This is a genomic window from Paenibacillus sp. MB22_1 (assembly GCF_047200555.1).
Taxonomy (GTDB): domain Bacteria; phylum Bacillota; class Bacilli; order Paenibacillales; family Paenibacillaceae; genus Fontibacillus; species Fontibacillus phoenicis.
This window is the reverse complement of the sequence record NZ_JBLADV010000002.1, coordinates 1,049,970-1,075,431: the sequence shown is the minus strand read 5'-3', so window position 1 is coordinate 1,075,431 and position 25,462 is coordinate 1,049,970. Positions and strand designations below refer to the sequence as shown.

The 25,462-nt window shown below is 55.5% G+C and carries 22 protein-coding genes and 1 pseudogene; 11 read left to right on the top strand and 12 right to left on the bottom strand.

What is annotated here, in order from left to right; all coding sequences use genetic code 11:
• The first annotated feature begins 24 nt into the window (after positions 1-24).
• A complete protein-coding gene (gene aguB, locus ACL02P_RS16800) occupies positions 25-903 on the top strand; it encodes an N-carbamoylputrescine amidase (protein ID WP_009223518.1) in 879 nt (292 codons plus the stop codon).
• An 89-nt stretch (positions 904-992) separates the two neighbouring features.
• Here the strand turns inward: aguB and ACL02P_RS16795 are convergent, their stop codons facing one another.
• The gene (locus ACL02P_RS16795) at positions 993-2,039 is read right to left on the bottom strand and encodes a hypothetical protein (RefSeq protein WP_260070152.1); all 1,047 of its coding nucleotides are present in this window, start codon (positions 2,037-2,039) and stop codon (positions 993-995) included.
• A gap of 130 nt (positions 2,040-2,169) precedes the next feature.
• Between ACL02P_RS16795 and ACL02P_RS16790 the strand changes: the two genes are divergently transcribed.
• Positions 2,170-3,132 (top strand): DMT family transporter, encoded by a 963-nt coding sequence (locus ACL02P_RS16790; protein ID WP_412837747.1) that lies wholly within the window; start codon positions 2,170-2,172, stop codon positions 3,130-3,132.
• Positions 3,133-3,268: 136 nt separating this feature from the next.
• Here ACL02P_RS16790 and ACL02P_RS16785 read toward each other — a convergent pair whose 3' ends face one another.
• On the bottom strand, positions 3,269-4,819 hold the full coding sequence (locus ACL02P_RS16785; protein ID WP_323078144.1) for an aminotransferase class V-fold PLP-dependent enzyme: 1,551 nt from the start codon (positions 4,817-4,819) through the stop codon (positions 3,269-3,271).
• A gap of 137 nt (positions 4,820-4,956) precedes the next feature.
• Positions 4,957-5,436, bottom strand: coding sequence for a DsrE/DsrF/DrsH-like family protein (locus tag ACL02P_RS16780; RefSeq protein ID WP_036644137.1), 480 nt, complete (start codon positions 5,434-5,436; stop codon positions 4,957-4,959).
• 245 nt (positions 5,437-5,681) lie between these two features.
• On the opposite strand from ACL02P_RS16780, the gene ACL02P_RS16775 reads away from it, so the two are divergent.
• Positions 5,682-6,188: a hypothetical protein gene (locus tag ACL02P_RS16775; protein WP_009223523.1), complete on the top strand. Its 507-nt coding sequence runs from the start codon at positions 5,682-5,684 to the stop codon at positions 6,186-6,188.
• A gap of 58 nt (positions 6,189-6,246) precedes the next feature.
• Here the strand turns inward: ACL02P_RS16775 and ACL02P_RS16770 are convergent, their stop codons facing one another.
• Together ACL02P_RS16770 and ACL02P_RS16765 are read right to left on the bottom strand one after the other, a co-directional pair.
• Complete coding sequence (locus tag ACL02P_RS16770; RefSeq protein ID WP_412837746.1) at positions 6,247-7,089, bottom strand: aldo/keto reductase; 843 nt, start codon at positions 7,087-7,089, stop codon at positions 6,247-6,249.
• Positions 7,090-7,143: 54 nt separating this feature from the next.
• On the bottom strand, positions 7,144-8,358 hold the full coding sequence (locus ACL02P_RS16765; RefSeq protein WP_323078142.1) for an MFS transporter: 1,215 nt from the start codon (positions 8,356-8,358) through the stop codon (positions 7,144-7,146).
• A gap of 195 nt (positions 8,359-8,553) precedes the next feature.
• Between ACL02P_RS16765 and ACL02P_RS16760 the strand changes: the two genes are divergently transcribed.
• The 5 genes and pseudogenes from ACL02P_RS16760 (at position 8,554) to ACL02P_RS16740 (ending at position 12,134) form a co-directional block, all read left to right on the top strand.
• The gene (locus ACL02P_RS16760) at positions 8,554-8,925 is read left to right on the top strand and encodes a winged helix-turn-helix transcriptional regulator (protein WP_009223526.1); all 372 of its coding nucleotides are present in this window, start codon (positions 8,554-8,556) and stop codon (positions 8,923-8,925) included.
• A gap of 42 nt (positions 8,926-8,967) precedes the next feature.
• Positions 8,968-9,669, top strand: a complete 702-nt coding sequence (locus tag ACL02P_RS16755) for a response regulator transcription factor (protein ID WP_260070156.1) — start codon at positions 8,968-8,970, stop codon at positions 9,667-9,669.
• Positions 9,662-10,774: a sensor histidine kinase gene (locus ACL02P_RS16750; protein WP_412837745.1), complete on the top strand. Its 1,113-nt coding sequence runs from the start codon at positions 9,662-9,664 to the stop codon at positions 10,772-10,774. The genes ACL02P_RS16755 and ACL02P_RS16750 overlap by 8 nt, the downstream gene beginning before the upstream one ends.
• A 238-nt stretch (positions 10,775-11,012) precedes the next feature.
• A pseudogene (locus tag ACL02P_RS16745) lies at positions 11,013-11,195 on the top strand (PadR family transcriptional regulator); the annotation flags it as partial.
• Entirely contained in the window at positions 11,169-12,134 is a 966-nt protein-coding gene (locus ACL02P_RS16740) for an HAAS signaling domain-containing protein (protein WP_412838258.1), read from the top strand. The pseudogene ACL02P_RS16745 and the gene ACL02P_RS16740, both read left to right, overlap by 27 nt.
• A 104-nt stretch (positions 12,135-12,238) precedes the next feature.
• Here the strand turns inward: ACL02P_RS16740 and ACL02P_RS16735 are convergent, their stop codons facing one another.
• The 7 genes from ACL02P_RS16735 to ACL02P_RS16705 form a co-directional block, all read right to left on the bottom strand.
• A complete protein-coding gene (locus ACL02P_RS16735) occupies positions 12,239-13,606 on the bottom strand; it encodes an S-layer homology domain-containing protein (protein WP_323078135.1) in 1,368 nt (455 codons plus the stop codon).
• A 19-nt stretch (positions 13,607-13,625) separates the two neighbouring features.
• Positions 13,626-14,831 (bottom strand): lysophospholipid acyltransferase family protein, encoded by a 1,206-nt coding sequence (locus ACL02P_RS16730; protein ID WP_339300647.1) that lies wholly within the window; start codon positions 14,829-14,831, stop codon positions 13,626-13,628.
• Positions 14,832-14,882: 51 nt separating this feature from the next.
• On the bottom strand, positions 14,883-15,146 hold the full coding sequence (locus ACL02P_RS16725) for an S-layer homology domain-containing protein (protein WP_323078131.1): 264 nt from the start codon (positions 15,144-15,146) through the stop codon (positions 14,883-14,885).
• 123 nt (positions 15,147-15,269) lie between these two features.
• Entirely contained in the window at positions 15,270-16,673 is a 1,404-nt protein-coding gene (locus tag ACL02P_RS16720; RefSeq protein WP_323078129.1) for an NAD-dependent malic enzyme, read from the bottom strand.
• A gap of 3 nt (positions 16,674-16,676) precedes the next feature.
• Positions 16,677-17,945: a Glu/Leu/Phe/Val dehydrogenase gene (locus tag ACL02P_RS16715; protein WP_323078128.1), complete on the bottom strand. Its 1,269-nt coding sequence runs from the start codon at positions 17,943-17,945 to the stop codon at positions 16,677-16,679.
• A gap of 426 nt (positions 17,946-18,371) precedes the next feature.
• Positions 18,372-19,940, bottom strand: coding sequence for an L-glutamate gamma-semialdehyde dehydrogenase (gene pruA / locus ACL02P_RS16710; protein WP_009223533.1), 1,569 nt, complete (start codon positions 19,938-19,940; stop codon positions 18,372-18,374).
• 35 nt (positions 19,941-19,975) lie between these two features.
• Positions 19,976-20,890, bottom strand: coding sequence for a proline dehydrogenase family protein (locus ACL02P_RS16705; protein ID WP_036644142.1), 915 nt, complete (start codon positions 20,888-20,890; stop codon positions 19,976-19,978).
• A 230-nt stretch (positions 20,891-21,120) separates the two neighbouring features.
• On the opposite strand from ACL02P_RS16705, the gene ACL02P_RS16700 reads away from it, so the two are divergent.
• The 3 genes from ACL02P_RS16700 to ACL02P_RS16690 all read left to right on the top strand — a co-directional run bounded on the left by ACL02P_RS16700 (position 21,121) and on the right by ACL02P_RS16690 (position 25,304).
• On the top strand, positions 21,121-22,959 hold the full coding sequence (locus tag ACL02P_RS16700) for a sigma-54 interaction domain-containing protein (protein WP_339300639.1): 1,839 nt from the start codon (positions 21,121-21,123) through the stop codon (positions 22,957-22,959).
• A gap of 541 nt (positions 22,960-23,500) precedes the next feature.
• Complete coding sequence (locus ACL02P_RS16695; protein ID WP_412837744.1) at positions 23,501-23,773, top strand: copper amine oxidase N-terminal domain-containing protein; 273 nt, start codon at positions 23,501-23,503, stop codon at positions 23,771-23,773.
• 112 nt (positions 23,774-23,885) lie between these two features.
• Positions 23,886-25,304, top strand: coding sequence for a hypothetical protein (locus ACL02P_RS16690; RefSeq protein WP_412838257.1), 1,419 nt, complete (start codon positions 23,886-23,888; stop codon positions 25,302-25,304).
• Positions 25,305-25,462: the final 158 nt, after the last annotated feature.

Genomic DNA, 25,462 nt, shown 5'->3' with positions numbered 1-25,462 from the left:
AATGAAGGAGGTTCGACCAACGACATGAGAAACGTAAAAGTTGCGGCTACGCAAATGAGCTGTTCATCCAATAAAGAAGAAAATATCGCAAAGGCGGATCGACTGGTCCGGGAAGCGGCCCGGCAGGGGGCACAAATTATTTTGTTGCAGGAGCTGTTTGAAACGCCGTATTTTTGCCAAAAAGAAAAGTCTGACTACTACGTCTACGCAACTGAACTGGAGGAGAATGCCGCGATTCAGCACTTCCGCAAGGTCGCCAAGGAGCTGGAAGTGGTTCTGCCGATCAGCTTCTATGAGAAAAAAAACAACGCACGCTACAACTCGCTGGCGGTGATTGACGCGGACGGCGAAGTGCTTGGCCTTTACCGCAAAAGCCATATCCCGGACGGCCCGGGGTATGAGGAGAAATTTTATTTTAATCCGGGAGACACCGGGTTTAAAGTGTGGAAGACGCGTTATGCCAAAATCGGCGTTGGCGTATGCTGGGATCAGTGGTATCCGGAAGCTGCCCGCTGCATGGCGCTGATGGGCGCCGAGCTGCTGTTCTATCCGACGGCGATTGGTTCGGAGCCGCAGGACAGCTCGATCGACTCCAAGGATCACTGGCAGATGTGCATGCTTGGACATGCCGCTTCCAACCTGGTGCCGGTGATCGCCTCGAACCGCGTTGGCGTTGAGTCCGACGAGGATTCGAGCATCACGTTCTATGGCTCGTCCTTTATCGCCGGGCCGCAGGGCAACAAAGTTGCAGAAGCCAACCGTACGGAGGAGACGGTGCTGGTAGCGGAATTTGACCTCGATCAGCTGGAGATCCAGCGTATTGAGTGGGGGATTTTCCGCGACCGCCGGCCGGACCTCTACAAAATCATTACCTCTTACGACGGCGAGCTTCGCATCGACTAAACCACATAAGCAACGCTAGATGAGATAGCCCCCAATTGCATCGTACTTTGTGATTGGGGGCTTATTGCTGATGTGTCGGGTTCGGCGAGTCAAGCCGAGCCGGGTTTGATAGCGGGGTTGGCGTCCACGATGGCCTGCGCAACGGCCATGAGGCGGGGGAGATAGCGGAGCACCTCATCTGCTCGCTGCAGTAAGGCCGCCGTGGTTCCGACGCCAAGGTCGGCCAGCAAGGCGTGGAAATCCGGGGCGAGCCGCTCCCCTTCCTCCGGTGCGTCGGCTGCCAGCATCTTATGGCAACGCGCAAACGTGGCGGTGATCCAGAACACCGCCTCTTGATGGCGGCCGCGCTCAATCAGCTCGCGGCTGCCGTCAATGGCGACCGAACGCGCGCCGGGTGTGATGTCGCTTAAGAAGGGGAACGGCGTGGCAACCCGCGCTGCCGCCGTGTCATACGTACGCTCCAGCGCCTTCAAATGCTCCTCCGTCCTTTGGGCGGTGAGCTGTGAGCAACCCAGGAGCGGCAGCAGTTCGGCATAGGTCTCGCTATGCCCATACGCCTCGAGCACCTCGCGGGCCGCTAGGTAACGAAGCCGTATGGTGGGGTTGCGAAGGGCCGCGGTCAGCAGCACATGGGTTGTCACCCCGGTTGGGAACAACCATCCTAAGACTTGGTCCTGCCGCGGCGCCTCGGGATCGATACTGCGGAGCCCGCGTTCGATCCGATCGTGCGCATGCTTGCAGCGTCGCAGGACCCAAGGCTTCTCGGCGAAGCGGGGGGCCACTTCCGCTTGCAGCCGGCGTAGCCGCCCCGTAGGGTCGGCGATGATCGTATCCGTCCGGAAGCTCCCGGCCAGATGATAATCTGATAGTACCGCTTCCGCCGATGCCAGCTGGCTCCAGGACAGGTAGGTTGCTTCAAGTAATGCTTGCTCGTAACGGAATTTTCCCAGTTTCGGCGGAGGCTCTGTCGGCTGAGTTACAACGATCAGATCGATGTCGGAGCTTTCCGGCAGATCTGCTTCTCCCGGTAATCCCACCGTGGAGCCGCTGAAGTAAGCACCTAGGAAACCGGCTTCCCGGCTGGCATGTTGGTCGACCCATCGGGCGGCAGCCTTTCGAGCTTCCTCGACTTTCATCCATACCTCCTCAAATTTGCAGGCATGCTTCGATGAACATCGAGGCATCCTCGTGATACAATCAAGATCATTAGAGATCCGGGTTACGTTATTAGATATGCCCGAGAGATCCTAGAAAGAAGGGATAAGAGTGGGACGTACGCTGTATTTTGCCTTAATTATGCTTAGTTTAATTTGGGGCGGTTCGTTTTTCTTCATCAAAATCCTGCTGCCCGACTTCGGCCCCTGGACCGTAGCGTTCCTGCGATCTGCCTTCGGGCTGGCAACGATTACGGGCGTCATGCTCGTCTTGCGCAAGCCGTTTGGGTTCCGCTCGATTCCTTGGCTGGCGATGGTCATCATGGCGCTGATCAACACGGCGATTCCGTGGGCGTTGATCGGCTTCAGCGAGACGCGGCTGACGAGCAGCCTGGCGTCGGTGCTCAACGCCACGACTCCGCTGTGGACGCTGGTGGTAGGCGTCATCTTCTTTCGCGTTGCCACGAGCCGGATGCAGTGGGCCGGGATGGGAATCGCTTTCCTCGGCTTGCTCGTACTTGTAGGCGTCAGCCCAACTTCGCTTGCCTCGGTAGACATGCTTGGGTTCGCCTGCATGCTGGCGGCAACGTTGTGTTATGCCGTCGGCACGCACCTGTCCAAGCGCCTGTCCGGCGGGTTGTCGATGTATCAGGTGACCTTCGGCACCTTGATCAGCGCGATGGGCGGCAGCGGTCTTATGACGCTGATCGCCGAGCGGGACTCGCTGGCCCCGCTGGCTAAGCTCCCTACGCTTGGCGCGGTGATCGGGCTGGGCGTGTTTGGCTCGGGGGTGGCGTATATTTTGTTCTACTTTATGGTCCAAAAAGGAACCCCGCAATTCGCCACCACCGTCACGTATCTCGTTCCGGCGAGCGCGATTATTTGGGGGTTCACGCTGCTGAACGAGCCGGTGAGCTGGCGCTTGCTGGTCGGGCTGGTGTTCATCCTCGGCGGGGTGTACTTGGCGAACCGAAGCGGCTCGGGCAGTGCCGGGCAGGAGGCCAAACGCCAGGAGCTGCCGGTGGTCTCCGACCCGGATGCAGCAAGCATCCCTGATGTACCGCGATCTTTATGAAGGAGGAGAAGCGATGCTGCATGTGGTGAACGGTCTTGGCTGCGTTGAGCAAACGGTGTTGGAACTGGTCGCGCAAGGAGCCGAATACCCCAAGGACCTGTTCCGCCAAGTTGAACATCTTCTGAATCGCCTTGGCTTAGGGGATGTGAAGTTCCGCTATCGTTTGGCGGGGTTCATCTGCAAGGATTCCCTTGCCCTTGGCGCTGGGATCCGGCAAGCGAAACCATTCGTCGAGGTTGATCCGCGGTTCTCCGCGCCGATGGGACCACTCATTGGTTCGGGGATCGTAGCTGTAATCTCTAGCCCAATCTTGGCCTCGGGCGGCCACCTGACGGAGCGCGTATCCGATAAAGGCGACCTCGTCGGCCGTCATGATCGGATGCAGGGAGATCCGGATCCAGCCAGGTTTTGCGGTGAAATCGCCGCTAGCGATTCGGCGGGCGATCCGTTGCGAGGTAGCCTGATCGATGCCCAGCAGATAATGGCCATACGTTCCCGCGCAGGAGCAGCCGCCGCGGGCCTGGATGCCAAAGTGGTCGTTCAGCAGCTTGACGGCCAGGTTATAGTGAACCTGATCCAGGGTGAACGAGACGATCCCCAGACGCTCGCGGCTAGGCCCGCCCAGGATGGTCAGCCCTGGGACGGTTTCCAGCTCCGACAGCAACCGGTCGGTTAGCTCCCGTTCCCGGCGGAGCAGGCGGCCTGCGCCCATCTTCTCTTTGAGCCGCAGGCATAGCGCCGTGCGTGCCGCCTGCATCACCCCCGGCGTCCCGCCATCCTCCCGTGATTCGGCGTCGGATAGATACTGGACTAAGCCCCACGGGCTGGTCCAGGACACCGTGCCGCCGCCCGGGCGGTCCGGCGACGCCCCCGCGCTGAGCCCCGCATTCATCACCAGCACCCCGCTCGTGCCGGGGCCGCCCAGAAACTTATGCGGGGAGAAGAGGATGGCGTCAAGCCGCTCCTCCGGCGCTCCCGGCGGATGCATATTGATCGGGACGTAAGGGGCGCTGGCGGAGTAATCCGCCACGCAGATGCCGCCGTGCCGATGCATCACCCGCGCGAGCTCATGAATTGGCGTCACGAAGCCGGTCACATTGGAGCAGGCGGTAAACGCGCCGATTTTGACGCGGCGCTCCCGGTAGCGGCGGAGCAGGAAGTCCAGCCAAGCCGGATCCACGCGGCCGTCGGCCCCCGGCGGGAGGCAGACGACCTCGCCGATCGTTTCCGCCCAGGAGATGTGGTTGGAGTGATGCTCCATATGCGTGATGAAAACAACCGGCCGCTCCCGTTCGGCCATTCCGCTCCGGTAAGCTGCCCGCCAAGCGGCGGGGACCTTTAATCCAAGCAGGCGCTGCAGCTTGTTCACCGCCCCCGTCATCCCCGTTCCCTCGAATAACAGGATGTCGTTGGGGCCGGCGTGGACATGGTGCTTGATGATCCGCTTCGCCTCCTCATAAGCGGCGGTCATGGCCGTGCCGGTCAAGCTGGCGGCGGTGTGGGGATTGCCCGCCAGCGGGCCGATCTCCTGGGCTAGCTTCTGTTCAATCGGCCGATATAGGCGGCCGCTGGCGGCCCAATCGGCATAGAGCAACGTTTGCGTCCCGTACGGCGTAACAAAAGGATGGCGGTAGCCGATCGTATTTTTCCGGTAAACCTCAAATTCCAATTCCTCTATCTCCAGCAAACCAAGTCTCCCCCTGTTAGGTTACTGTAATAACGCTTTAGGTTATGTGCATTCGCCTAGGGGGGTTAGGGCTGCGGGGGAAAGTTCAGAAAACCTCCACAAAGCGGACAGCGGCGCGCCTTACGTAGGCTTCGTCTTCAGATAAACAGCTGAATATCCGATTCCAAGGCATCGCGCAGGTACGTTTGGGCATCGATGATCTCCACCTCCGGGAGGAATTCCTCCGGCTTAAAGCCCATAATCTCCACCGACAGCTTGCAGCCGTAGAACTTGATGTTTTTCTTGCGGGCTCCTTTGAGAAAGTGGATCAGACGGGGGGCCTCCTGGTCCTCGATCATCTCATCCAACATCCATTTGCCCAGCCCGCTGTAATTCATTTTGGAGAGCGGCAGCTCGTCCGGCCCTTTGGGGGTCATCCAAGTCATCAGCTTCTCATACAGCGTTTTGTCCTCCAGCGTCATCTTCTCCGGATCGCGCACGAGAAACAGGCCCCAGAAGGCAAAAAACATCGTCACCTCCACACCGATATCCCGCGCGCTGTTCGCCAGAATCAGCCCGGCCATTGCTTTGTCGTAATCCCCGCTGAACATCAGCAGATTCATTCTTTTTTGCGCCATTACGGTCCAGCCTCCATCGTTGATGATTTGGATAAAGCTGGTATTAGTATGGTTCCGGGAAGGCAGCCTATCCTCGGTTCACAAATCGCTCAAAAATGGCGGTTGTCCATGCGCGTTCATCCGCGGGCTGACCGAGGGTCCTTGATTTCGAGGGTGCCTTTAGGGTACCCTTTCTTTAAGATTTAAGAACGTCCTTCTGCAACAAAACAGGCGGGATGTCGTCTTTCATTTTGAGGTGATGCGGATTGAGGAAATACGCGTTAGGTTTGACCGTGATGCTATTGGCGCTCCTGCTTGTCGGATGCGGCACCTTCGATCCGGTGAACAAAGCGATCAATAAGCTGAGACCGGCCGTACCCGAAGATCCAGCGCAGGATGCGGAAGGTCCTTTTACCGTAGAGTTGTCTGTTCCGAAGCGTGCTGGGATAGACGAGACCTTTACGTTAATCGCCAGCCTGCATAATTTGTCCAAAACCGAATATGAGCTGATGAGTCGCCCTCGGGTGTTCCATTACCTGATCGTGGACAGCTTGGGCAACCGGGTGAACACGATCACCCAGGTGGACAGTGCGGTGGTTCGCAGCATGGGGGGAGAAACGGATATTAACGAGTTTTTCGAGACCCGGATCGATCGGATCGGAACGTATGAAATATATGCGGTCGCCGAATTTTCGATCAAAGAGAATGGAAAATACAAGAGTCTCACCTATGAGACCGAGCATCATTACATCGAAATCGGTCCCTACAGCTGACAAAGAGCAGACCCGAAGGATCCAGCGGATCCACGGTATCTGCTCTTTTTTGGTAGGCTTAGAAATCAAAGTTGTCGGGGTCCGGACCCACGCGAAGGTTCTCGTTAAGCGCGCTGATCCGTGCCATATCCTCTTCCGTCAACGCGAAATTAAACACGTCTGCGTTCTCGGCAATCCGATCCGGCTTGGTCGATTTCGGAATCGTTACCACGCCGTTCTGAAAATCCCAGCGAAGGATGATTTGGGCGACCGATTTTCCATATTTACGGGCAAGCTCTTGTAACACAGGATGATCCAGCAGTTGCCCTTGCATGAGCGGGGACCATGCCTCCATTTGAATGCCGTGTTCGCGGCAGAAGGCTTGCACTTCCTGCTGCGTCAGACGAGGATGGTATTCGACCTGATTGACCATCGGCACGATTTCCGCGTCTTCCATCAAGTCCTTCAGATGGTGAACTTGGAAGTTGCTGACGCCGATCGCCTTGACCTTTCCGGCTTGGTAGAGCGTTTCTAACGCACGCCAAGCTTCTTTATATTTACCGGCGACGGGCCAGTGAATCAGATACAGGTCCAGATAGTCTAGTCCCAGCTTCTGCAGGCTGGTTTCATAAGCAGCGAGCGTCTCTTCGTATCCGAGGTCGGCGTTCCATACCTTCGAAGTGACAAACAGCGCTTCACGCGGGATACCGGCTTCCTGCAAGCCTTCGCGGATGCCTTGTCCGACGCCTTTTTCATTCGCGTAGATTGCTGCGGTATCGATGCTGCGGTAGCCGTGGGTAATTGCGAACTTCACCGCGTCTACCAGCTCCTGTCCTTCCTCGACCTTGAATACGCCAAGGCCAAACCAAGGCATCTTCACTCCGTTGTGCAGGGTGGTGGTATCTTGCAAATGGGTAATCATATCAAAATAGCCTCCTATGAACTTTGAAGTTGAGTTTGGTGATGAAATAGATGATTAGTTATGTTGAAGCGATGGTTGTGAAATGATCGTCTCCTGCCGGTCTTTTCTTTCCAGAGCACGGCTCCAGCCCGTGAGAAGTACGGCAGCTGCGACCATCAGTGCGCCAATCCACGAGGTATGGATCAGACCCAACGAATCGGTGATGACCCCGCCCAGGTAAGACCCCAGGGCAATCCCGGCGTTAAAGGCCGCGATGTTGATCGCGGAGGCCACGTCGACGGCGGACGGGACAAACCGCTCTGCCAGCATCACGACGTAAACCTGCAGCCCCGGAACGTTCATGAAGGCCAGCAGTCCCATGAGGAAAATGGTCACCAAGCCGGCGACTTTGAACGGAGCCGTGAACAGCAAGGCCAGCAGGATCAGCGCCTGTACGATAAACATATAGAACAAGGCCCGAATTGGCTGACGATTGGACAACTTGCCGCCCACCATGTTGCCGATGGCAATCGCGATGCCGTAGACCAGCAAGATGACGGCGACCGCGCTTTCCTTGAAGCCTGTAATTTCAAGAAGGATCGGCGATAAGTAGGTATAAACGACAAAGGTGCCTCCATACCCGAGGGCCGTGATCAGGAACAATAGCAGCAGCCGTCCGTTCGTCACCAGCTTCACCTGGTCACGGAACGCGGTTCGCCCCCCTTTCCGCAAGCCGGATGGCACCAGCAGGCTGTTGGAGATAAAGCCAATGAGCCCCACGACGACGATCAGGATAAAGGCGGCGCGCCAGCCGAGCTGTTGACCGATGAAGGTGCCAAGCGGCACGCCGGTGACCGTCGCAACGGTCAAGCCGGTGAACATGATGGAAATCGCGCTGGCCCGGCGGTGTTCCGGCACTAAGTCAGCGGCAATCGTTGAACCGATCGACATAAACACGCCGTGTGAAAAAGCAGAGATCACCCTTGCCGCGAGCAGCATGACAATGCTAGTTGCCGCCGCAGCCAAGGCATTGCCGATCATGAAGACGACCATGATCCACAGCAGCAGTGTTTTGCGCGACATTCGTGCGGTTAGCGACGTGAGTACCGGTGCTCCAAAAGTGACGCCTAACGCATATAAGGAAACCGTCAGCCCTGCGGTGGTCGTAGAAATGTGCAGGTCCTCGGCGATCAAAGGCAGCAGACCGACGCTGATAAATTCGGTTGTCCCGATGGCAAAGGCACTAATGGCCAAGGCGAGCAGCGCCAAGGTGCTTCTTTGATGATTCATGAGTCAATCTACCTCCCAAAAGATAATGGTTTGCAGGTCGCCGCTGATCTGCCGGGGAATGATGCAGAAGCGAGCGACAAATGCTATTATGGGAGATAGGGTAGTTTTTGAGAAGTACGCACTTTGAAGTAATATAGGAACCTAAAAGTAATGTAGGTACTTTTTTGTGCCTATTAAAAAGAAGGAGCAATCTCAATGAAAGAGAAGAAATATAATATCTCCGTAGAAGCGACGCTTGAGGTGATCGGCGGGAAGTGGAAATGCGTGATCCTGTGCCACTTGACGCACGGTCGGAAACGAACCAGTGAATTAAAACGCCTGATGCCCGACATCACTCAGAAAATGTTGACCCAACAGCTTCGCGAACTGGAGGCCGACGGCGTTATTCGCCGGATCGTCTACCAGGAGGTCCCGCCTCGGGTCGAGTATGAGCTAAGCGAATACGGGGAGAGCTTACGGGGAATTTTGGATGCGCTGTGCGCCTGGGGAGAGCAGCATATCCACAAGGTGTATGGCAGCTATGATGTTCTGGAAGAGAACGTGCTGAATGAACATTTGAAATCGTAAGGTCTCTTCGGTTATGCTGTCCATGAAAAGGAGCGATGATCGATGAAACCTATCACGGTATTGATTGCGGACGATGAGCCGGAAATCGCCGACTTGATCGAGCTGCACCTGGCCCGGGAAGGATACCGCTGCATCAAAGCGTCCAACGGGCAGGAGGCGCTGGATGTCATCCAGACGCAATCCGTGGATCTTGCGATCTTGGACATTATGATGCCGAAGATCGATGGGTATGAAGTGACCCGGCAAATCCGGGAGAAGCACCATCTGCCGATCATTTTCTTAAGTGCAAAAGCAACCGATCTGGATAAAATCACCGGCCTGGTACGCGGGGCGGACGATTATATGACGAAGCCGTTTAATCCGATGGAGCTGGTGGCCCGGGTGAACGCCCAACTGCGGCGCTTTATCCAGCTGAACCCGTCGGTTGCCGGTCCCCCGGATGAGCCGGTGCTGGAGGCCGGAGGGCTTGTGATCCATCCCGAGCACCGGACAGTGTTCCTCTACGGCGAACCGGTAGAGCTGACGCCGAAAGAGTTTGATATCTTGGTCCTGCTGGCCAATCATCCGAAGAAGGTGTTCAGTTCGGAGCATATTTTTGAGAAGGTCTGGGGCGAGGCTTATTATGAAGGCGGGAATACGGTCATGGTGCATATCCGAAGCTTGCGCAAGAAGCTGGGGGAAGACCGGCACAAGAACAAGCTGATCAAAACCGTCTGGGGAGTAGGGTACACGTTCAATGGATAATCACACCGACAAACCGAAATTTCGCAACTTTCGCTTCCAAATGATCCGGTTGTTCGGGCTGAGCATGATATTGTCTGCAGGGACAACCTTTCTGACTTATCTGGCGCTGCGGGAGTATTATCATACGCTGCTGCGTGAAGACCCGTTGTATAACGTCCGCCGGATGATGCGTGAGATCGGTGACATCAACGTGTTTCTAATTATCTTTATCCCGCTCTCGTTCTTATACTTCTATTTGCTGACTCGGCGTTATGTCGCGTATTTCCGGGAAATTTCCCGGGGAATCAATCAACTGGCGGGAGGAGACTTCACCCATCGGGTTCATATTCCTTCCGGCGACGAGTTCGGAGAGATTGCACGGGACATCAATTTGGCCAGCGAGAAGCTGCAGCAAGCCGTGGAACGGGGCGACTTTGCCGAGAACAGCAAGGAGCAACTTGTGCTGAACCTGGCCCATGATCTTCGAACCCCGCTAACTTCTGTGATTGGATATCTGGATTTCATCCTGCAAGGGAAAGACCTCACCGCCGAGCAGATGAAGCATTACACCACGATCGCCTACACCAAATCGCAGCGTCTGGAGAAGCTGATCGACGAGTTATTCGAAGTTACGCGAATGAATTACGGTAAGCTGAACATCCATCGCCGGCCGCTTGATTTGAGCGAGCTGCTGAGTCAATTAACCGAAGAGATGTACCCCGTGTTTGAAAAAAATGAGCTGGCCGTTCGCCTAAAAACCGAACCGCAGCTGATGATCTCCGGCGATGGCGATCTGCTTGCCCGCGTCTTTGAGAACTTGCTGTCCAATGCCGTTCGTTACGGCAAAGACGGGGAGTACGTTGACGTCCATGGGAAGATGGACGGGGAAGAGGTTGTCGTGCGCGTGACCAACTACGGGGACTCCATTCCGCCGGACGAGCTGCCGCATGTGTTTGATATGTTCTTCACCGGCGATCGTGCGCGTACGTATCAGGAAGGCAGCACCGGTCTTGGCCTGTTTATCGCCAAAAATATCGTGGAGCAGCACGAAGGTACCATCTCGGTGCAAAGCGATCTGATTCGGACCGAGTTTGAAGTGAGGTTGCCAAAGCTTAGAAACTTATGAGTTGAAATCCTGTCTCGTTGTGAGGCGGGATTTTTTGTCGTTAGGGCCTCCGTAGGGCACCTATGCCAGCCGCCTTCCCTTGATGATTATCCCGTTGCCTCAGAAAGTGCGCATCTCATTACCAGTCACCAGGTAACCTTATCTTGCCCTCCCTTGCTCTCCTCATTTTTCCGCTGAACGAAAGGGATAATCATGCAAAGAGGCGCGAGAAGGACCCCTTGGGGAGACGACACACAGTATACGAAAAATAATTTCCTTGATCACGCAGCTCCGTCGCGGAACGTTGACCTTGGCGGTGCTAAGCCAGTTGCGAACGCCGCAATACGGGTATTCGCTCGTTCAACGGCTGGATCAATCCGGGATCACCATTGATCAAAGCACATTGTATCCGCTGCTGCGCCGGCTGGAGAAGCAGGAACTTACTCACCGGCTGCCGGAACGGAGCCGGGAGGACATCGCGCTGGAGCTGCGCTCCACGATTGAGAATATGCTGGCGGAGGAACCCAGCGAAGCCGAAGTGAAGGAGGCGCTGACTCAATTGGGCGATCCGGCCGTGTTGGCCGCTCAGTATCGGGACCAACCAACGTTTTTGATCGGGCCTCGCTTCTATGAAACTTATGTTCAGGTCTTGAAAATGATTGTCCCGATCGTGGTCGTAATTACCCTCCTTTCGCTGATTGCCAACCAAATCATTACGTATTCTGGTGAAGTCGTTCCGGCGGAGGCCGCGGCAGTCCTGCTCAGCAAAGCTATAGGGACGGTGTTTAGCACGGGGGTGCAGACCGTATTTTGGATTACCCTGGCGTTTGTCATTCTGGAACGGACGGGAACCGGCAATGAACTGCCGCTGAACGGCAAGTTCAAAGCTTGGACGCCGGATGATTTGAAGGATACCCGATATGTCCCTGCGAAGAAAGTGATCAAGAAAAGCGAGGTATTCGCCAGCCTCATGTGGACGGCGATATGGGGAAGCGTCTATTTTAACGCAGATCGGTTGATTGGCGTATATGAGAAAGGCCGAAACGGCATAGAAATGACGACTCCGATCTTTAATCAGGAGGTACTGCTTTCGTATTGGCCGTTTATCGCGGTGGTTCTTGCGCTGGATGTTGCTCTGGCGATCTACAAATGGATCGTTGCCCAATGGAACGTGAAGATCGCGTTCCTGAACGTGGCCAACCACGTCCTTTCGTTGGTGGTGTTCGGCACCATCATCGGAAATGCAGAGCTGCTGTCCCCCGGTTTTATCGCGAAGTTGGAGGATATTTTCGGATTGGGAGTTTCCGGCTTCAACTCCGGATGGATCATGTGGGTGGTGTTGTTTGCTTACATGTTGTTCGCAGCCTTGGACAGTTACTAAGGGTTCCAGAAAGCTAACCTTTCCAAACCGGCAAAATAAACAATCGTCAAAAAATCCCCACTCTCTTGGTGAAAGAGGGTGGGGATTTTCGTTTAGAAGCTCACTTAGGCGGTCGTTTTCCGGGACCGGTACAGCAGCAAGCCCGTCAGAATCGCGAAATACAGGAATAGGGCGCCAAAGGTGTACAGGTACATCACCGGTTGATTTTGCAGATACCCGACGATGGGGATGTTCAAAATCAGCAACAGTGGAAATCCGAACATAATTGCGGACGCGCTGCCCATGACCAAGTTGTCCGTCGTATTCGACTGAAATTTCGAATCGACGGCTTTGACGAGCGCAAGCCCGGTAGAAATCGTTCCGGTCAGCATCCCGTAAAAACCGAGAACGTTTGGCAATTTGTCCTCCGGCAACACCCGCGGCACTAACCAAACTATAAACCATACCGTTACTAACCCGCCGACTGTCGTTAGGATGAGTACCGGCGTCAAGTATTGCTTCAACGCGTAGATCGAGATCGCAGCGATCGAGGCGGCGATCATGTAATCGAAGGAAAATCCGGAGATCCGCTGCAACAGGTAGTTGTTCGGGGAATGCTCCAACTGGAAGCCCGCTTGCTTCCAACGGTTGAGAATCCACCGGAACAACATGGCGTACAGGCTGCCGATGAGGAAGTGGAAGCCAATCAGCAGTTGGGCCAATGTTTCCCCATAGGTCCCGAGTGGAGTCAGCACCGCCTCCAGTCCACGTAACGTCAAGTAAGTGACCAGGTAAATAAAGCCGATCAGCGCGATTTGGTAGGTCAGCTTGTCGATCGCGTCACTGAGCGGAATTTCGCCTTCTTCTGATTTTTCCGTGACCTCGGTGCGTTCTTTGAGTGGGCGGGATGCCGCCTGTTTAAATTTCGGATGGCGGATCAGGAAGTTCATCAGAATGATTCCGGGAATCACGGCCCAGATGAAGCCGAACCCGGCAATGGTTAGGCCGAGGTTCCCGCCGCCTTCAAGCCCCAAAGCCTCCCAACGGCTGCCGATCGAATAGGCTTGTCCCGGACCTTGTCCATACCCGAGAGGGAGCAGCAAGCCGATGCCTGGGAACATGTCGGGATAGAAAAGCTCTGTCAGGATCAGGAGCAGACCAAATCCCACCAGCCCTTGGATAAGGTACGTCGAGACGATGAGCATCCCAGATTTCATGACCGCCGGGCTGTTGGACACCTCCCGTTCTTTGAGGGAGAGGGCAATGAATCCGATCGCCATCAGATGGTAGACCAGTTGCCCCAGACGATCGAGGTTGAAATTCAGCCACCCGAGCAGCTCCGGACCCACGATCAATCCGAGGATGCCGGCGACCATGGAGGTGGGGACGATGATTTTGCGCAACAGTGGAATGCGCGCCTTGAGGACGGCCGATACGACCATCAGCAGCGAAAGCAGCGTAAAGTCGATCACGAAAGACCATGAATTATCCAAAGGGAGAACCTCCTATTTTCTACCGGAGTGCACGCTGTTTCAGCGCGGTCATAAATTTGAGCCATTTGTAAGCCGAGGTTCGCGGTTGGTAAAACAGGAACCGATACAGCTTATCGCCGACATAAAATTCAAACTTGTGGTGAAGCTGTACGTTGATCCCCTCCAACTCGGTAAATGGGAAGGAATACGGCTGTCCGTTATCCCCTTGAAACGTAAGAGAATCTTCGTGATCAGCGTTCCAGCGCAGTTGTCCCGTTCCCAGCGATTGAAAGGGCTGCTCTCTTTCCGACACATACATATGCACGGGATCCTGCATGACGGATTCCCAGGAGGTGAGCTGTTCCGGTTCTTGTATTACTTGATTCAGCCGTTCCAGCTGCCAGCGATTCCAGTCCCGCGTAGTCGAGAAGCGCAGCGGATGGGTAAACTGCGCGAATTTGCCCTGCGGCGTGTAGCGAACGGTATAGCCGCAGGCCGTGCAGCCGAACAAGTCTTGTTCGGAGCGGAGGCGGCCTGGTACTTCGCAGTGCGGGCAGATAAACAGCAGGCGCTCCAGGTAATGCGCCGGGGCTTTACCGTAATAGGCAGCCCCGGTTTGGGATTGCCACTCTGCATCGTCATGCGCCAACGCCTCCGTCAGCAGGTGATGGATCTCATCTGGGGTATGGTTGGCGAATGCGCCAGCGTCCCATTTTTTCTCGAAGGAGAGGTGAATGGGTCCCCTGCGATGGTTCTCCGCCCAACGGGGAGAGGACAGATGACCGCCGGAAATGGTGGCGATGACCACCGGAACATCCAGCAACTTCACCAGCTTGGCCGTGGAATAGAACAACGGCTCGGTCGTCCCGTCCCAGTTCCGGTTCCCTTCCGGGAAGAGACCGATGACGCGTCCGCTCTGCTTGGCTTTGATCATGCTGCGGATCGTCCGCGTATCGTTTTTATTTTTCATTTTGGGGATTGCCCCGGTGTAATTCAGCAGCTTGGCCAGCAACGTGTTCCGGAACAGGGAAGCTCCGGTCACGAAGCTGATCGGCTCGTCCACGTAACAGTTGATATAGAACGGGTCCCAGTTGGTTACATGGTTCGCCAAAATCAGATACGGCGGCTTCAAGCCCACGGTATCGTTGCGCTCCACCTTGATCTGGGAACGGCTTTGGAGGAATGCGCGTAGGGCCGACAACACGAGCCGCTGCGCGATTTTTCCCGGTTTTTTCTCAATGCTCACAGAGTCACATCCTGAAGGATTAATTTCAAAAAACACATTAATATTGTTATATCATATTTTGGATAAATTCGTTGGCGGGAACTTGTTGGTGTAGAAAAAAAGAACGGCCAGGGGGCCGTTCTTGGGGTGGGGCTTTGAAAGATTAGCCTTCAAGAGGCTCGGAATCAATAAATTCGACGGGGAGACGCCGCTCCTCACCCACTGGAAGGCATAATCGGCAATCTCAAATTTTCCGTCTCCTTTTCCGTTAATGATCCCCTTGTTGACCAGCTCCATAATGGCATCTTTCGCATAGGAACCGTCAATGTCCGACATTTGAGTTGCTGCATGCAATCAAATTTTGAACTATTGATTTGGGAACATAATAAAGCCCTTGCTGCCAAAGACAGAAGGGCCAAAAGGGAAGTATAGCAGGATGAGGTATCCACTTACGCGGCGTCACCGGAAATCCGGCGGAATGCGCCGGGACACACCGGTGGCAATGGCCGCGTTGATGACGGCTTTGCGCACGAGCGGGACGACCTGATCATTAAAAATACTCGGGATGATATACTGCTCGTTCCGCTCCTCGTCAGTAACGGCGGAGGCGATAGCTTGTGCTGCGGCCAGCTTCATCGCTTCGTTGACCACGCGGGCCCGACAATCGAGCGCGCCGCGGAAGACGCCGGGGAACACAAGCACGTTGTTGATCTGGTTCGGATAGTCGCTTCGGCCGGTCGCGAAGACAGCTGCGTGAGCCAGCCCTACCTCCGGATCAACCTCCGGGTGCGGGTTGGCGAGGGCAAACACGATCGGCTGCTCGTTCATCGTCCGCAAATGTTCACCGGTCAGCAGATTCCCCGCAGAGACGCCGATGAACACGTCAGCACCAGGCAGGACATCTTGCAGCGAGCCGGGCTGACTTTCCACCTGCGGCTGCTCCGCGAGCCACTGCCACATCGGGTGGCTGTACGTTCCACCGCGGACAATCGCTCCCTCCTTGTCCACCGGCACAAGCTTAGTTACGCCTGCGGACAGCAGCATTTTGCAAATGGAGACACCCGCTGCCCCAACACCGCTTACCACGACCCGCACCTCGGACATCGATTTGCCGACGACCTTCAGCGCGTTAATTAACCCGGCGATCACGACCACCGCTGTTCCGTGCTGATCGTCATGGAAGACCGGGATGTCCAGTTCCTCCGCCAGCCGCTGCTCAATTTCGAAGCACCGGGGGGAGCTGATGTCCTCCAGATTGATGCCGCCAAAAATCGGACTGATCGCTTTAACGGTACGAATGATTTCTTCCGTATCGCTCGTATCCAGGCAGAGCGGAAAAGCATCAACCCCGGCCAGCTGCTTAAACAGCATCGCCTTGCCTTCCATCACCGGCGCCGCGGCGTACGGACCGATATTGCCAAGCCCCAACACGGCGGTTCCGTCCGTGATGACCGCCACAGTGTTGCGTTTAATCGTCAGCGAAAACGCCTTGTTTCGACTTTCGTGGATCGCCGTGCAGATTTTGGCGACCCCTGGCGTATACACCTGCGACAGATCGTCGCGGTTGCGAATTGGCATCGTTGGCTCGATGGCGATTTTACCGCCGAGATGCATGAGAAACGTGCGATCGGAGACGTTGATCAGCCGGACACCATGCAGCTTGCGAAGCGCCTTGACGAACGCCGTTTCGTCTTGGTCGCCCGTATCGACGGTAATGTCGCGTACCGAAGATCCTTTAGCCGAGGAGATCACGTCGATCGACGTAATGTCGCCTCCGGCACCGCTCACCGCAGCAGCGACATCGCCGAAGCTGGCCTTCTTATGGTCGAGCTCCAATCGGATAATAATTAACGTACGTGCCATAACTTAAATCCACCCCCGCCATTTTACCGCCTCGGTCATTCGCTTCAGCCCCACGATATATGCGGCAAGACGCATGTTCACCCGGCGTGTCACCGAAGTCTGATAAACCTTGTGAAAAGCGTCCACCAACAGCTGCTCCAGCTTCGCGTTCACTTCCTCCAGCGGCCAGTAGTAACCCTGATTGTTTTGCACCCACTCAAAATAGGATACGACCACGCCGCCCGCACTCGCTAGGACATCCGGCACAATCAGAACCCCGCGCTTGGACAAAATTTCCGTTGCTGCATACGTCGTTGGACCGTTGGCCGCTTCGACGATCAGCTTAGCTTGGATGTGCGGCGCATTTTCCTCGGTGAGTTGGTTTTCGATCGCAGCCGGCACGAGGATATCGCATTCCTTCACAAGCAGTTCCTGATTTGTGATCCGGTTGGAGTAGAGGTGGGTCACCGCGCCAAAAGAATCCCGCCGATCCAACAGCTCGAGGATATCGAGCCCGTTTGGATCGTACAGCGCGCCGCGCGCATCCGCAATGCCAACGATGATGGCCCCGGCGTCATGCAGAAACTTCGCCAGGTAGCTGCCGGCATTGCCAAAGCCTTGGATGATGACCCGCGAGCCTTCCACCGCCATGCCGGCCATCTTTGCGGCCTCCTTCAGCACGATCGTGACGCCAAGGGCTGTCGACGATTCCCGTCCGTAGGAGCCGCCGAGCACCAGCGGTTTGCCGGTGATGAAGCTGGGCGAATCGAATTCGCGGATCCGGCTGTACTCGTCCATCATCCAGGCCATCACCTGCGAATTGGTGTACACGTCAGGCGCCGGGATATCCTTGGTCGGCCCAACCAATTGGCTGATCGCCCGGACGTACCCGCGGCTTAAGGCTTCCAGCTCGCGCATCGACATCGTCCGCGGGTCGCAGGCGATTCCGCCTTTACCGCCGCCGTAGGGCAGCGACACGATGCCGCATTTGATGCTCATCCACATCGACAAGGCCTTCACTTCCTCCGCCGTCACGTCGGGGTGGAACCGCACGCCGCCTTTGGTCGGCCCGACCGCGTCATTGTGCTGAGCGCGGTAACCGGTAAAGACCTGGACCGAGCCGTCGTCCATCTTCACCGGAATCCGTACGGTCAGCATCCGCAGCGGCTCCTTGAGCAGGTCAAACATCGCCGGCGGCTCGTTCATCGTCTGGAGCGCCATGCGAATGACCTGTTGGGTGCTGGTCAAAACGTCCATATTTTCCGAAAGTGTTCGTTTCCCGTTCATAATCATGGGTTACCCTTCTTCCGTCCGTATTGGAGAAATATTTGAAGTCTGCTAAGTTCGCTGCCGCAGCTCTAACGCTTGCCACAAACCTTATTGCAGCAAAAATCGCCTATTTGCGAATCTAACGCTGATCACGGAGCTTATTTCACCATTTTTCGGGTGAATTGAGGTGTTTTTGCCCAAATAGCGTGGCTCAGCGTCGTTAGAATTTTTGACATGCCGTTTTTGCAACAATAGCGTTCTGTATCAGCGTTAGAGCAGGGAGCACCGGCCTCGCGATCAACGAGCAAATGACCAAACGAGCTAGAGAGCAAGAGACCAAACAACCAAGCGACCAAGCGAACAAGAGAGAAAATTATCGCGAGCAAAAGAACAAGAGAGTAAGAGATCGCGAACAAGAGAGCAAAAGAGCATCCAGCAATCGTGCATCGCCTACAGCTTCCGGGAAGTCAGCTTGGCTTGGGTGAACAGCAGCAGGTAGTCATAGCCGCCGGCTTTCGAGTCGGTTCCCGACATATTAAAGCCGCCAAACGGGTGGGCGCCGACCAACGCCCCGGTGCATTTGCGGTTCACGTACAGATTGCCGCAGTGCATTGTTTCCAGCGCTTCGCTGATGCGATCCTCATCCCGGGAAAAGAACGACCCCGTCAGCCCAAACTCAGTATCGTTGTACAACGCGATCGCTTCGCGCCAATCCTTCGCTTTGCCGATCGCCAGCACCGGCCCGAAAATCTCCTCCTGCATAATCCGCGCCTTCCCATCAACGCCGGCGAACACGGTGGGTTCGATATAATAGCCGTTGCCTTCGGCTTGCTGTCCGCCGGTAAGGAGCTGCCCTTCCTGTTTGCCGACCTCAATATAATCGAGGATTTTGCGGAAAGAAGCCTCGTCGATCACCGGTCCAACCGCTTTATTGTGCTCGGGGAGGCCAATCTCCAGCTGCTTCGTCAAAGACACGACTTTCTCCACCACTTCGTCGTAGACGGACTCTACGATGAAAGCGCGGGATCCGGCGGAGCATTTTTGTCCCTGGAACCCAAAAGCTGAGGTCACGATGGCCTGAGCAGCCGCATCCAGATCTGCAGTTTCATCAACGACGATGCCGTCCTTGCCGCCCATTTCGGCGACCAGCCGCTTGATCCAGATCTGCCCGGGTGCCGTATCGGCTGCCAACTTGCTGATGCGCAGTCCGACCTCCTTCGAGCCGGTGAAGCTGATGAACCGGGTTTTCGGGTGCGTGGTCAGATAATCGCCAACCTCAGAGCCGCTGCCGGGGATGAAGTTCAGCACTCCGGCCGGCAAGTCAACCTCCTCCATCAGCGCAGCGAACTTGTAGGCGATGACCGGGGTGTTGGAGGCGGGCTTGAGCAGCACGGTGTTGCCAGCCACAATCGCCGCCGAGGTCATGCCCACGCAGATCGCCAGCGGGAAATTCCATGGCGGAATGATGACACCAACGCCGAGCGGGATGTAGGTCAGCCGGTTTTGCTCCCCCGGGACTGGCGTCAGCGGCATCGTTTCGTTGATCTCGCTCAGGCGGATCATTTCCCGTGCGTAAAAATTCAGAAAATCGATCGCCTCCGCCGTATCGGCGTCCGCTTCAGCGTAGTTCTTGCCGGCTTCGAGCACCATCAGGGCGGAGAACTCATGCTTCCGTTCGGTCATGAGCTTGGCGGCTTTCAGCAGGTACTGTGCGCGTTCGCGGGGCGGCACCTTTTTCCACGATTCAAACGCCGTAAGTGCAGCCTGCATCGCTTTCTCGGCCAGCTCCTGATCGGCTTTGCTGACCCAACCCATCGTTTCATCGAGATTGCCGGGGTTGATTGAACGGATTTTGGCCTCCGTAAAAATCTTCTCACCGCCGATCTGCAGCGGAATCTCCCGTCCCAGCTCCGATTTCACTTGGGAAATCGCGGCTTCCATGGCCTGGCGGGCCGATTCCTGACTAAAGTCGGTAAACGGTTCGTTGCGGAAAGCTTCCAGTTTTGCGGTTGTGCTCATAGGGGCGCGCTCCTTACGAATAAGATTTTGGATATTTACTTAAATAAGTTCTTTAAGACAAACCATACATTGGCGGGACGCTCCGCGAGGCGGCGCATAAAGTAGCCAAACCAATCGCTGCCAAACGGGACGTACACCCGAACCTTGTAACCTTCGCGAACGAGCGCAAGCTGTAAATCTTCGCGAATGCCATATAACATTTGAAATTCGTAGCGGTCCGGCGGAATGGCTAAATCTTGAATTGTTTTCTTAGCGTAGTCGATAATCTGGGAGTCATGGGTTGCTATGGCGGCATAACCGCCGTTCATCAGGTGGGTAGAGATGAGGCGTTTGAAATTTTCGTCGACGTCCGGCTTGGCCGGGTATGCGACTTTCGGCGATTCCTTGTAAGCTCCCTTCACGAGGCGAAGGTTCGGCTTAAGGGGCTTCAGATCCTCGACGTCTTCCAGGGAGCGATAAAGGTAAGCTTGGATGACGATGCCAACGTTGTCGGTTTGTTCGCGCAGTTGCTTGTAGATCGAGATGGTTTTTTCACAGTGGGCAAAATCCTCCATGTCGATGCGCACAAACAATCCGTACATTCGGGCCCGGTTCAGGATCGTGGTCAGGTTACGTAAGCAGATTTCGTCGCTAATCCCAAGCCCCAGCGAAGTGAGCTTCAGCGAGAGATTGGCTTCGACTCCGGCTTCGTTGATGGCGTCCAGCGTCTTGAGGCACATCCGCATGGATAGTTCTGCTTCGGCTTCCGTGGACACGAACTCGCCGAGATGATCGAGGGTGGCTACCCGACCAGTCGCATTTAATGCGCGTACAGCTTCAATTGCACCATCAATGGTTTCTCCGGCCACAAACCGACCGGCACCAAAGCGCAGTCCGTATCGGCGGGCCATACGTCCCACGGATTGGCTTTTGGCGAAGGATTGAAACAGGGTGCGGAGTAACGCGTCCATAGGCATCCATCCTTTTCCATTTCTCATTGTACACAAAATATACAATATTTTAGATTTTTGAACAATATAAGTTGAAAAAATAAACAAAAAAATTTTAATTTAAAGAAAAAATGTTCAATATTGAACAGTTCCAGGCTGAGTGAAGGTCCAATCTTTATGACGGGAATATTGAACCTCGCCTGCTTTCGTGTTAGATTTACAAGTAAAATTTCATTACGCGTGAGGTAATTATGTTTAATCATGAACGGATATCCTTCCGGCAGGACTTGACCCGTTTCAAACCGGAAGAAAATACAAGTGCATTACTTGCAGCGTTACAGGGCGGTCAGGCGGCGGCAGTCGAGCTGGACGGAGCGTTGTATCTGTTGACGCCGGATGATGCCGGGCGGCTTGAAGCTTTTGGCGAAGGGAGTATCGGCAAAGGACTGCGGCTTGACGGGATGAAGTTTGTCGTTTCGGTTGTGTTCAAGGAGTCGGAGCTGGCGCTTCCGATCAGCGAACTGGCATCCCGATGGTCCGGCGCAGATACGAGCGGGCGGCCGGCGTTGGTGGTCAATGATGGACAGGAGCCCGTTGGGTATCTTCCGATGATCGACCTGCTTAAAATAGCGGCGGACCGGCAGCAGCGGGCGGAGGCGTATTTTGACGCCCTGCTGGAGACGGTCAGTGATGCGGTAACGGTCGTGGACCGCAACGGTACGGTGATCGGCTGGAACACGGTGGCGGAAGAAGTGTACGGGATCGCCAAAGCGGACATCGTTGGCCGCACGATCGGTGAGCATTTTGATCCCGACGCATTGGTTGTGCTGGGGATTCTGGATGAAGGCCGGCGGCTGCGCGGGGCCTACCATCGTCCGCGGGAAGGCACGCATGTGCTGATCAATGCGTCGCCGATCGTGGAGCCGGGCGGGGGGATTATCGGCGGCGTGGCGACCGAGCAGGATATTACGCATCTTGTGAAGCTGAACGACGAATTGACGGTAGCGACGTCCCGTCTGTTGACCCAGCGGATCGGCGACGAGGATCCGTTTGGCTTAATCAGCGGGCGTGGCGAAAGCATGGGCAAAGTGATCAAACTGGCCAAAAAGCTGGCCGAAACCGACTCCACCGTGCTCCTGATCGGGGAGACTGGAGCGGGCAAGGAGCAGCTGGCCAGGGTGATCCATCGCGCCGGCGCGCGGCCGGAGGGGCCGTTCCTGTCGCTGAGCTGCGGGGCCGTCCCGGCGGGATTGGTCGAAGCGGAGCTGTTTGGCTATCAAGGCGGCGCCTTCTCGGGACAGCCGTCGGGTCAGGCTGGTCGGCTGGAGGCGGCGGACGGCGGCTCGATTTTTTTGAATGAGATTGAGTGTTTACCTTTAGACGTACAGGAGAAGTTAGCTCATTACATCAAGCACCGGACGATCACGCGGATTGGGGCCGCGGAAGCCGTGCCGGTATCGGTGCGAATCTTCGCCGGCACCAGCCAGGATCTGGGCCAGCTCGTGCGGGAGGGCAAATTCCGTGCGGATTTGTATTACGCGCTGAACGTGGTGTCGCTGAAGGTGCCGCCGCTGCGTGAGCGTCGGGAGGACCTGGGGCCGTTGGTGCAAATGTATTTGCGCGTGTATTCGTTGCAGTATCAGAAGCCGCTGCCGGCCGTTTCGCCGGAGGTGATGCTGGCGTTTGCGAATTACGACTGGCCGGGAAACGTAAGCGAGCTGCGGGCGGTGATCGAGCGCTGTGTGATTTTAAGCGAGAACGAACAAATCACGCTGGAGCACTTGCCGGAGGTGTTGCAGCAGCGGCAAGCTCAGCTGGAGTTCGCAGCGGCGGACTCTGCGGTGGGCATGCCGGTTGGCAGCGGAGCCGTTGCCGGTTCCGACTTCGGGCGGGGAACGAAGCTGTCCTCTGTGGAACAGGCGGATCGTCTTGACAAGATGCTGCGTCCGCGCATCACCCCCGAAGAGGAAATGGAGCTTATGAAGGAAGCGCTGGAGCGAACGGCGGGGAATAAGAGCAATGCAGCCAAGCTGCTGGGTATTTCCCGTGGGACGCTATATAAAAAGATTCGAGATTATAATTTGGTATAGCCATTTTTTCAGAACAGGCGGGGCCTTTGTGATAGAACACAAAGGCCCCGCTGCTTTGAGTAATCTATAGAGTGTATTCCTCATAAAAGGCAATTTTTGGCCTTAGTAAACATTCCCTCAATATTATATACATGGTACTATTACCTTGGAATATTATACTAAATGGGGGATTCTATCAATGAAAAAGAAAGTGTTACTCAGTTCTTTTTTACTATTATTTGTTTTGTCTAGCACTGTAGCTAATGCACATCCAGGTCGAACGGATGCTAATGGCGGTCATACGTGTCGGACAAATTGCGCAAAATAGGGATTAACAACGGGCGAATATCATTACCATAATGGGGGAAGCTCTTCTTCTAGTTCTAGTAAGAAATCCTCTTCTTCCTCCTCATCCTCTAAAAGTTCTACCAAACACTCTTCCAAAGGTTCCTCTGCCCCCAAATCGACAGAGCCAACCTATAAGAAATCTAAACTGACTGTATTTATTAATGGGGAGAAAGCAAATTTTAATAGTGATTTAATCATTTATCAAAATACAAACATGGTTCCTCTGCGTGAAATTTCTGATCTACTAGGTGCAACCTTTAATTATGATGCCAAAAGTGGTGTCATTACTGTAAGTAAAAATTCTAATAAGGTCACATTTACAATAGGAAGCAAAAAAGTGTATTACAATGGGGAAGCTGAAACGATTAATGTGGCTCCAATGATTGTCAAAGGAGTCACTTATGTACCGTTGCAAAGCCTTGTTAAAGGTCTTGAAGCGAGCTTAAAGGCGGATAATTCTAATAAACTTAGTATCACAATTAAGTAACATGTAAAGTAGCCATGAATCGGTTGCTCTATACCTCGACATGGGCCGAACCCTTGCTTGGGCTCCTGCATAGCATATAGCACACTTGCAGGAAGAGGGGCGTGACTCCATGATAGGGATAGAGTTGTCGGCGATTCACTATGTGTATCTGGCGTTTATCGTCTTCATCATGGCGTTGTTGATCAAGCGGCGCGATACGACGATGATTTGTGTGGCGGGGATTTTTACGTTGGGTCTGCTTGCGACACAAACGCTCAGCGGCTCGGTTTCGGGCATCTTTAATTCGTTTATTTATGCGACCAAGGAGCTAATGGGGACGATCATGATCATCTCGATCATCGTGGCAATGAGTCGGGTGCTGATCCGCACGGGCATCAATGAAACGATGGTGTCCCCTTTGACGCGGTTTATTCGCACGCCATCGATGGCGTATTGGGGCATCGGGATTATCATGCTGGTGACTTCGCTGTTTTTCTGGCCCTCGCCTGCGGTTGCGTTGATCGGCGCCGTTTTGCTGCCCGTAGCGATTCGCGTTGGGCTGCCGGCGTTGGGGGCGGCGATGGCGATGAATTTGTTTGGGCATGGCATCGCCTTGTCCGGCGACTATATCATCCAGGGAGCGCCGAAGCTGACGGCGGACGCCGCGGGCCTGCCCGTCTCCAGCGTGATGTCGGCCAGCGTGCCGCTGGTTCTCGTCATGGGCCTGGTGAGCACGGTGACCGCTTTTTGGATGATGCGCCGTGATCAGCGGAACGGCACGTGGCGCGACGGCCTGGTGGCCGGAAAAGGCACAGGTGGTGTGCTTAGCGAGGATCGTCCGACGAGCAAAGAGGATCGCGCAGCCATTTCCCCTCAAGCGAAAAAATGGCTGGCCCTCCTGATCCCGCTGCTGTTCGCCGCCGACGTCGTTGCCATGTTCCTGCTGAAATTGCAAGGCGGCGATGCGACGGCGCTGGTTGGCGGCACGGCGGTGCTGATCCTGATCGGCGTGACGCTGCTGGCACACCGGAACCGGGGCCTGGAGAAGGTCACTTCGTATTTGATCGAAGGGTTGACCTTCGGCTTTAAGGTGTTTGGCCCCGTGATCCCGATCGCCGCGTTCTTTTATCTTGGCGACGCGGCGTTTCAGGAGCTGTTCGGGCAGGTGCTGCCCGAAACGTCGCATGGGATCGTGAACGACCTCGGCGTGGCATTGGCCGACGTCGTTCCGCTGAACGGCATCATCGGCGCCGTGACCCTCGCCGTTACCGGAGCGATCACCGGCCTGGACGGCTCCGGCTTCTCGGGCATATCGCTGGCCGGCTCGATCGCCCAGCTGTTTGGCACCGCCATCGGCTCCGGCACGGCCGTGTTGACGGCGCTGGGGCAGGTCGCCGCCATTTGGGTCGGCGGCGGCACGCTGATCCCGTGGGCGCTCATCCCGGCCGCCGCCATCTGCGGCGTGAGTCCGTTCGAGCTGGCCCGCCGCAACCTCAAGCCGGTGCTCATCGGCCTCGTCGTGACCACCGTGGTGGCGATGTTCCTGGTGTAACACCAGGGAGAGTATTTGGTTTGTGCTCGGTGAAGGAGGCGGGGGCCGCCTCCTTTGCTTTTTTGGCGGGGATAGTCCTTCTCCAACCTGTGCCGACATCCCGTAAACTAATTTAGCTCCAAAACCTACCGTTAATTTCGCAAGTTTGAGCTCTCCGC

Coding starts and splice junctions, on each gene's coding strand:
- aguB (WP_009223518.1), top strand. CDS start 25: ATGAGAAACGTAAAAGTTGCGGCTACGCAAATGAGCTGTTCATCCAAT.
- ACL02P_RS16795 (WP_260070152.1), bottom strand. CDS start 2,039: ATGAAAGTCGAGGAAGCTCGAAAGGCTGCCGCCCGATGGGTCGACCAA.
- ACL02P_RS16780 (WP_036644137.1), bottom strand. CDS start 5,436: ATGGCGCAAAAAAGAATGAATCTGCTGATGTTCAGCGGGGATTACGAC.
- ACL02P_RS16770 (WP_412837746.1), bottom strand. CDS start 7,089: ATGATTACCCATTTGCAAGATACCACCACCCTGCACAACGGAGTGAAG.
- ACL02P_RS16765 (WP_323078142.1), bottom strand. CDS start 8,358: ATGAATCATCAAAGAAGCACCTTGGCGCTGCTCGCCTTGGCCATTAGT.
- ACL02P_RS16760 (WP_009223526.1), top strand. CDS start 8,554: ATGAAAGAGAAGAAATATAATATCTCCGTAGAAGCGACGCTTGAGGTG.
- ACL02P_RS16755 (WP_260070156.1), top strand. CDS start 8,968: ATGAAACCTATCACGGTATTGATTGCGGACGATGAGCCGGAAATCGCC.
- ACL02P_RS16750 (WP_412837745.1), top strand. CDS start 9,662: ATGGATAATCACACCGACAAACCGAAATTTCGCAACTTTCGCTTCCAA.
- ACL02P_RS16725 (WP_323078131.1), bottom strand. CDS start 15,146: ATGTCGGACATTGACGGTTCCTATGCGAAAGATGCCATTATGGAGCTG.
- ACL02P_RS16720 (WP_323078129.1), bottom strand. CDS start 16,673: ATGGCACGTACGTTAATTATTATCCGATTGGAGCTCGACCATAAGAAG.
- ACL02P_RS16715 (WP_323078128.1), bottom strand. CDS start 17,945: ATGATTATGAACGGGAAACGAACACTTTCGGAAAATATGGACGTTTTG.
- pruA (WP_009223533.1), bottom strand. CDS start 19,940: ATGAGCACAACCGCAAAACTGGAAGCTTTCCGCAACGAACCGTTTACC.
- ACL02P_RS16705 (WP_036644142.1), bottom strand. CDS start 20,890: ATGGACGCGTTACTCCGCACCCTGTTTCAATCCTTCGCCAAAAGCCAA.
- ACL02P_RS16700 (WP_339300639.1), top strand. CDS start 21,121: ATGTTTAATCATGAACGGATATCCTTCCGGCAGGACTTGACCCGTTTC.
- ACL02P_RS16695 (WP_412837744.1), top strand. CDS start 23,501: ATGGTTCCTCTGCGTGAAATTTCTGATCTACTAGGTGCAACCTTTAAT.